Genomic DNA, 6,140 nt, shown 5'->3' on the forward strand with positions numbered 1-6,140 from the left:
TCGGCAGGTCGGTCACCACGACCGGGCTGCCCTCGGCGATCGGGCCGGCGTAGACCTGGCGCAGCGTCGCCTCGGCCTTGGCCGAGACCCCACCCAGCACGATCCGGTCCGGGTGCAGCGTGTCCGCCACGGCCTTGCCCTCGCGCAGGAACTCCGGGTTCCACACGAGCTCGGCCTCCACACCCGCGGGGGCCTCCTTCGCGACCAGCTCACGCAGGCGGGCCGCGGTACCGACGGGGACGGTCGACTTGCCGACGATGACGGCGTCCTTGGTCAGGTGCCGTGCGATCGCCGTCGTCGCGGCCTCGACGAACCGCAGGTCCGCCGCGTGCGACGTGCGCTGCTGCGGGGTGCCCACGCACACGAAGTGCACATCACCCTGGCTGACGGCGGACGCGACGTCCGTCGTGAACCGCAGCCGACCCGTGGCCAGGTTCTTCTCCAGCAGCTCCGGCAGCCCAGGCTCGAAGAACGGGACCTTCCCGGCCTGCAGCGCGTCCACCTTCGACTGGTCGGTGTCCACGCCCGTCACGTCGAAACCCAGCTCGGCCATCGCGACCGCGTGGGTTGCACCGAGGTAACCGGTGCCCAGCACGGTGATGCGCAGCGGGGCGGCGGGGGTGGCGCCGGCGGCCTCGGCGGCCGGGCGGGTCGTGCGGGGGGCCTTCGTCTCGGCCATGTGCGTGCTCCGTGTGTCTGTGTCGTGGGGGGCGGGCGCGGCGGGCGCGCCGGCGCCGGGGGTGCGAGGGGCGGTCATCGGGTGCGCGTCACGGTCGGGCGCGGCGTGGGGGCCGGACCGTCCGTGCGGGTCGGGGCGACCGGGCCCGACGTCGCCGCCGGGGCGGGCGTCGTCGGTGCCGGTGCCGGCGTGGGCGTCGGCGGGCCCTGCACCGGGGCGGCGGGCGCCTCGGCCGCGGGGGCCGGTGCCGGCGCGGGAGCCGGAGCCGGCTCGGCCGCCGGTGCGGGAGCCGGGGCCGGTGCCGGTGCCGGTGCAGCCAGGGTGGCGGCCGTGGCGGCCGCGGAGAACGCGGCCGTCCCCGGCACGAAGCCCGCTGCGGGGTCGTGGATCCCGGCGACGAACGCCGCGAGCGAGTCCGCGCGGGAGGTGATCCGCCAGTCGTTGGTGACGCGCTCGCCACCGCTGATCGTGGTCACCGAGTGGTGGAACCAGGCGAGACCCACGACGTCGTTGTTCTCCGGCCGTGCCAGCGCGTCGAACAGGTCGGTGACCCACGCCGGCTTGTCGCCGCCGCTCTCGGACGCGCCGATCTCCGCGAGGAGGACCGGCTTCGAGGTGATCGCGCGCAGCTGGCCGAGCGTCGCACCGAACGTCCAGTCGAACGTCGGCGACTGGCCCTCGGCGTAGGGCGGGCGGTAGTAGCCCGACATGCCGACCCAGTCGACGTACTCGTCACCGGGGTACAGGCTCCGCGTGTACTCCAGCGGCTTGTTCACCGCCGGCAGGTTGTTGACGATGTTCGGCGCCCACACCCAGATGACGTGGGCGTTCGCGCCCTCCGCCTCGAAGATGTCGTGCACGTGACGCCACATCTTGACGAAGTCGCCGGGGCGGTTGCCGTTGATGGCGACGCCCTTGCTGCCCTGCTCGGCCCACGGGTACCAGGACCCGTTCATCTCGTGGTTGAGACGGATGGCCATGGGCAGGCCCAGGTCCGCGATCTCGCGGGCGTACTGGTGCAGGTACTCGTCGAACGCGCCGTCGATGATCCGGGGCAGCGAGTACGCCGGGTCCTCGACCTGGTTGTTGGCCGCGGTCATGGGACGCGACTCCCACGTGAGCAGGGGCAGCATGCCCTTGTCCCACGAACGGGTGACGGCGTCGGGACGGAACGGGGTGTCCCAGCCCTGGAAGTAGCCGGCGAGGTGCGGCTGGACGCCGACCTGCGCCGCCACGTCGTCGACCTCGGCCCAGTTGAACGGCGACTGGGCGGTGTAGAGGCCGAAGTAGCGGTCCTCCGGCTGGAGCAGGCTCGCGAGGGACGGCGCGGTCGGCTTGACGGGCTGGTTCGCGGCCTCGCGGGCGGCCCTGGCGGCGGCCGCCGCGTCGGCGGCCTGTCGAGCCACGGACTCACGGATCGCGGCACCCTCGGCGGCGCCCCGCGCGGCGGCGAGCCGACGCTCGAGGGCGGCCTTCTGCTGACCGCGGGCCGCGGCGGCGGCGCGCTCCTTGGCGGCCTTGTCGCGGCCGGACTGCGCCGCGGCGGCACGCTCCGCGGCCGCCTTCTCACGGCCGGCGGCCGCAGCCGCCTCGCGCTCCTGCGCGGCCTTCTCCTTGCCGCGCTCGGCGGCGGCGGAGCGCTCGGCGCGGGCCTTCGCCTGGCCGCGCTCGATCGCGGAGAGCTCGTCCTCGCGGTCCGCGAGGACCGCCTCGAGGTCGGCGACCTGGCGCTCGAGCTCCAGCTCGGCCTTGGTCTTGGGGGTGCCCGGCGTCGCGCCCGAGGGGCTCAGCCAGACGATCCCGGTGACGACACCGAGCGCGAGCGCGGTGACGAGGGCGCCGAGCCGGGCCGCGAAGCCCAGCCGGCCGGTCATGGTCCACCAGTGCTTGCCGGTGCGCTCAGACATAGAACACCGCCATGAGTGCGAACATCACGATCCCGATCGCGTAGGGGACGAGGGCCAGGAGGTTGCGCCGGCGGCGGGTCGGGGCGACCTCGCGCGTCCGGGTGCGCTGGCTGGTCGTGCTGCGCAGCGCGAGGCGGCCGTCACCGGCGGTGCCGGGGCCGCCCACGGCGACCGGCGTGCCGCCGGCGACCGGGGCGCGGTCGCGGTCGACCAGGTCGACCGGGGCGTCGCCGGAGGTGCTCTCCAGCTCGGCCAGCGGGTCGTCGCCGACGGTGTCCTCCTGGCCCGCGGTGTACGCGCCGGCCCGGGTGCCCCAGCCGGCCACGTGGGCCATGCGGAAGAACCCGATCAGCCGGATCGGCATGAGGAACAGCGTCGAGACGATGATGAAGACGGGCAGGCGGAAGAAGTCGGACGGCTTCTCCTGCAGGTGCCGGATCTGGCGGATCGCCATCGACAGCACCGAGGACACGATCATCAGGCCGACGACCCACGCCCAGCCGTGCAGACCGGCGCTGCCGGTGAGGATCGCCTCGTAGAGGTTCACGCCCGTGCCGGAGGCGGCCCGGTAGACCCAGCCCGCGAGCGTCCCGAAGAGCAGGAACGGCAGGATGATGTCGGTCAGGAAGAAGATCGCGAGGACCGGCGCGTGGCCGAGCATCCAGGGCAGCATGCGCAGCGTGTTGTACTGCGAGCCGCGCGACCAGCGCAGCTGCTGCTTGAAGAGCTTGCGCACCTGCAGCGGGGCGTCGGTGTAGACGAGGCTCGTGTACTGGTAGACCGTGCGGTAGCCGGCCTTGAGCGTGAGGTTCGTCAGGGTGCGGTCGTCGGAGACCTCGAGGAACACGCCGAGGAACTTCTCGTGCATGAACTTGTCCATGACCTGCATGAGGATGCGGCGGCGGAACGCGATCGTCCGGCCGGGCAGGCAGCCGATCTGGCCGAGCACCGACTGCGCGGGCATCGAGTAGAGGGCGCGGGTGTTCTCGAGCCAGTCCGCCCAGCGGGTGATCCAGGAGCGCTCGGGCTCGAGGATGCGCTGGCGGGTGGTGACGCCGCCGACCGAGGGGTCCGCGAACGGCTTGACCAGCTCGGGCAGCGTGCCGTCGGTCCAGACCGTGTCGGAGTCGACGAGCACCGTGATCTCGCCGCGCGACATCTCGGTGCCGATCTTGACGGCGTTGCGCTTGCCCGGGATCGGGGTGTGCACGCGCTGCACGACCGGGCCGAACTCGTCGCACACCGACTCGAGGCCGGGGTTCGGCGCGCCGTTGATGACGACGATGACCTCGTCCGGCTGCTGGTCGACGATGCGCTGGAGCACGTCGCGGAACAGGTCGAGCGGCTCGTCGACGACCGGGATGACCACGGACGTCGTGACGTCGTAGGGCGCGGTCACGGGGCGGTAGCGCCGGGACAGCACCACCTTGAGGATCCAGAGGGCCCAGACGAGAGCCGAGAACACCGCGAAGAGGTAGACCTCGTGGTGGGGGCCCTCGATCATGTGCCGCATCTGCAGGATGAAGATGAACAAGTCGAAGCTCCTGGAGAACCGGGCGGATCGCGGGTTCGGCTGGGGCGTCGTCGGCGCAGCCGCTGGACGCGCGGGCCCGCTGGTAGCGGCCAGGCGTCGGGACGTGTGCGGCGTGAGCCGCGGAGGACCGAGGAGCTGGGCGGGCGACCGGCGACCGGTCCGTCCTCGCCGCGGTGCCGCGCGCCGCTGGGTGCGTCGCCGTCTCGTCGGTGGTACGAGGATGCACGCCCGAACGAGTGATCACAAATTCGTATAAGTCATGGTTTGGTCAACGACCGGATCGGACATATGTCCACGACAACCGGGACAGATGCGGTCATCGCGCAGGTCAAAGCCACCCTCGTACGATTGTCCAGATCGCCCGAATGGCGCACGCTGTGGTGACGGACGTCTCAGCCGTTCGAGACGCCCGTCATGACTGCTGAATGATCAGCGGTCGATCAGCATGTCGCTATAGCCGTCGTGCGACTCGACGAAGCTCCGCACGAACGGGCACTGCGGCACCACCCGGGCCCCCTGTGCGCGCAGCGCGTCGAGCGTCTGCCGCACCAGCGACGTGCCGATCCCGTGGCCCTCCGCGTCCGGGTCCACCTCGGTGTGGGTGAGGACGACGTCGTCCCCCCGTCGCTCGTACGCCACGACGCCGAGCAGGGCCCCGTCGGGCGAGCGGCCCTCGAAGCGGTGCGCGTCGGCCACGTCCGTCACGACGACATCGGTCATGCCGCGATCATGGCCGACCCCGCACGCCCCCGCACGTCGCGCCGGTGCCGCCGGTGTCGGCGCCGGGTGCGAGAGTGGACGCATGCTGCAGACCTACCGGGACGTCCTCGCGCGCCCCGGCGCGCTCGGGTTCTCGTCCACCGGTGTGGTCGCCCGCCTGCCCATGTCCATGGTGGGCATCGGCATCGTGCTCATGGTGGAGGCCCTGTACGGGTCGTACGGGCTGGCCGGGCGGGTGTCCGCCGTCTTCGTCGTCGCGCAGGCCGTCTGCTCGCCGCAGATCGCGCGGCTGGTCGACCGCCACGGGCAGGCGCGCGTCATGCGGCCCGCCGTCCTCGTCTCCGCGGCCGGCATCGTGCTGCTCGTCGTGGCCGCGACGTCGCGCGCGCACCCCGGGTGGCTGTACGTGTCCGCCGTGCTGGCAGGAGCGACGATCGGGTCGTTCGGCGCGCTCGTGCGGGCGCGGTGGACGCACGCGCTCGGCGACGACCCGCGCCGCGTGCACACCGCCTTCTCGCTCGAGTCGGCGCTCGACGAGCTCGTGTTCGTCGTCGGGCCCGTGCTCGCCACGCTGCTCGCCACGTCCGTCGCGCCCGCCGCGGGCCTCGTCGTCCCGGTCGTCGCGATGGTGCTCGGCGGCCTCGCCTTCCTCGCGCAGCGCCGCACCGAGCCGCCCGCCACCGGCACGCTGCCCGCCGCCGACCGGCCGCGCGGGAGCGTGCTGCGCTCCCCCGGCATGGTCGTGCTCGTCGTCGTCTTCGTCGCCATGGGCGCGATCTTCGGCGCGACCGACGTGTCCACGGTCGCGTTCGCCGAGGAGGTCGGGCGGCCCGGGCTCGCCGGGCCGGTGCTGGCCGTGTTCGCCCTCGGCTCGCTGCTCTCGGGCCTGCTCTACGGCGCGCGGCACTGGACGTCGCCCCTGCACCGGCGGTTCGCGCTCGGGGTCATCGCGCTCGCCGTCGGCGTGTGCGCGTTCTTCCTCGCCGAGTCCCTCGCCGTGCTGGCCGTCGTCATGTTCGTCGTCGGTTTCGCGATCGCCCCGTCGCTCGTCAACGGCAACGCGCTCGTGCAGGGGCTCGTGCCCGCCGGGCGCCTCACGGAGGGCCTGACGTGGGTCAGCACCGCGCTCGGCGTCGGGGTGTCGGTCGGCTCGTCCGTCGCCGGCACGCGGATCGACGCCGGCGGTGCGCACGCTGGGTTCCTCGTCGTCGTGGTCTCCGGCGCGGCGGCGCTCGTCGCGACGCTCGTCGCGCTGCCCGTCCTCCGGCCCCGGCCCGACGCGGCGGCGGCGCACGACGGC

5 protein-coding genes are annotated in these 6,140 nt (G+C 73.2%); 1 reads left to right on the top strand and 4 read right to left on the bottom strand.

Features of this window, described 5'->3' with window-relative positions:
* From AB6N23_RS16755 to AB6N23_RS16770, 4 genes are all read right to left on the bottom strand, one after another.
* Window positions 1–679 (bottom strand): nucleotide sugar dehydrogenase (locus tag AB6N23_RS16755; protein WP_412867124.1); only part of this gene is annotated, 679 nt, incomplete at its 3' end.
* 74 nt (window positions 680–753) lie between these two features.
* The gene (locus tag AB6N23_RS16760) at window positions 754–2,586 is read right to left on the bottom strand and encodes a glycoside hydrolase family 26 protein (protein WP_412867125.1); all 1,833 of its coding nucleotides are present in this window, start codon (window positions 2,584–2,586) and stop codon (window positions 754–756) included.
* Window positions 2,579–4,120 (bottom strand): glycosyltransferase family 2 protein, encoded by a 1,542-nt coding sequence (locus AB6N23_RS16765; protein WP_412867126.1) that lies wholly within the window; start codon window positions 4,118–4,120, stop codon window positions 2,579–2,581. The genes AB6N23_RS16760 and AB6N23_RS16765 overlap by 8 nt, the downstream gene beginning before the upstream one ends.
* A 429-nt stretch (window positions 4,121–4,549) precedes the next feature.
* On the bottom strand, window positions 4,550–4,840 hold the full coding sequence (locus AB6N23_RS16770; RefSeq protein WP_412867127.1) for a GNAT family N-acetyltransferase: 291 nt from the start codon (window positions 4,838–4,840) through the stop codon (window positions 4,550–4,552).
* Window positions 4,841–4,922: 82 nt separating this feature from the next.
* On the opposite strand from AB6N23_RS16770, the gene AB6N23_RS16775 reads away from it, so the two are divergent.
* On the top strand, window positions 4,923–6,140 hold a 1,218-nt coding region (locus AB6N23_RS16775), incomplete at its 3' end, for an MFS transporter (protein ID WP_412867128.1).

This window comes from Cellulomonas pasadenensis, assembly GCF_047229365.1.
Classification (GTDB): domain Bacteria; phylum Actinomycetota; class Actinomycetes; order Actinomycetales; family Cellulomonadaceae; genus Cellulomonas.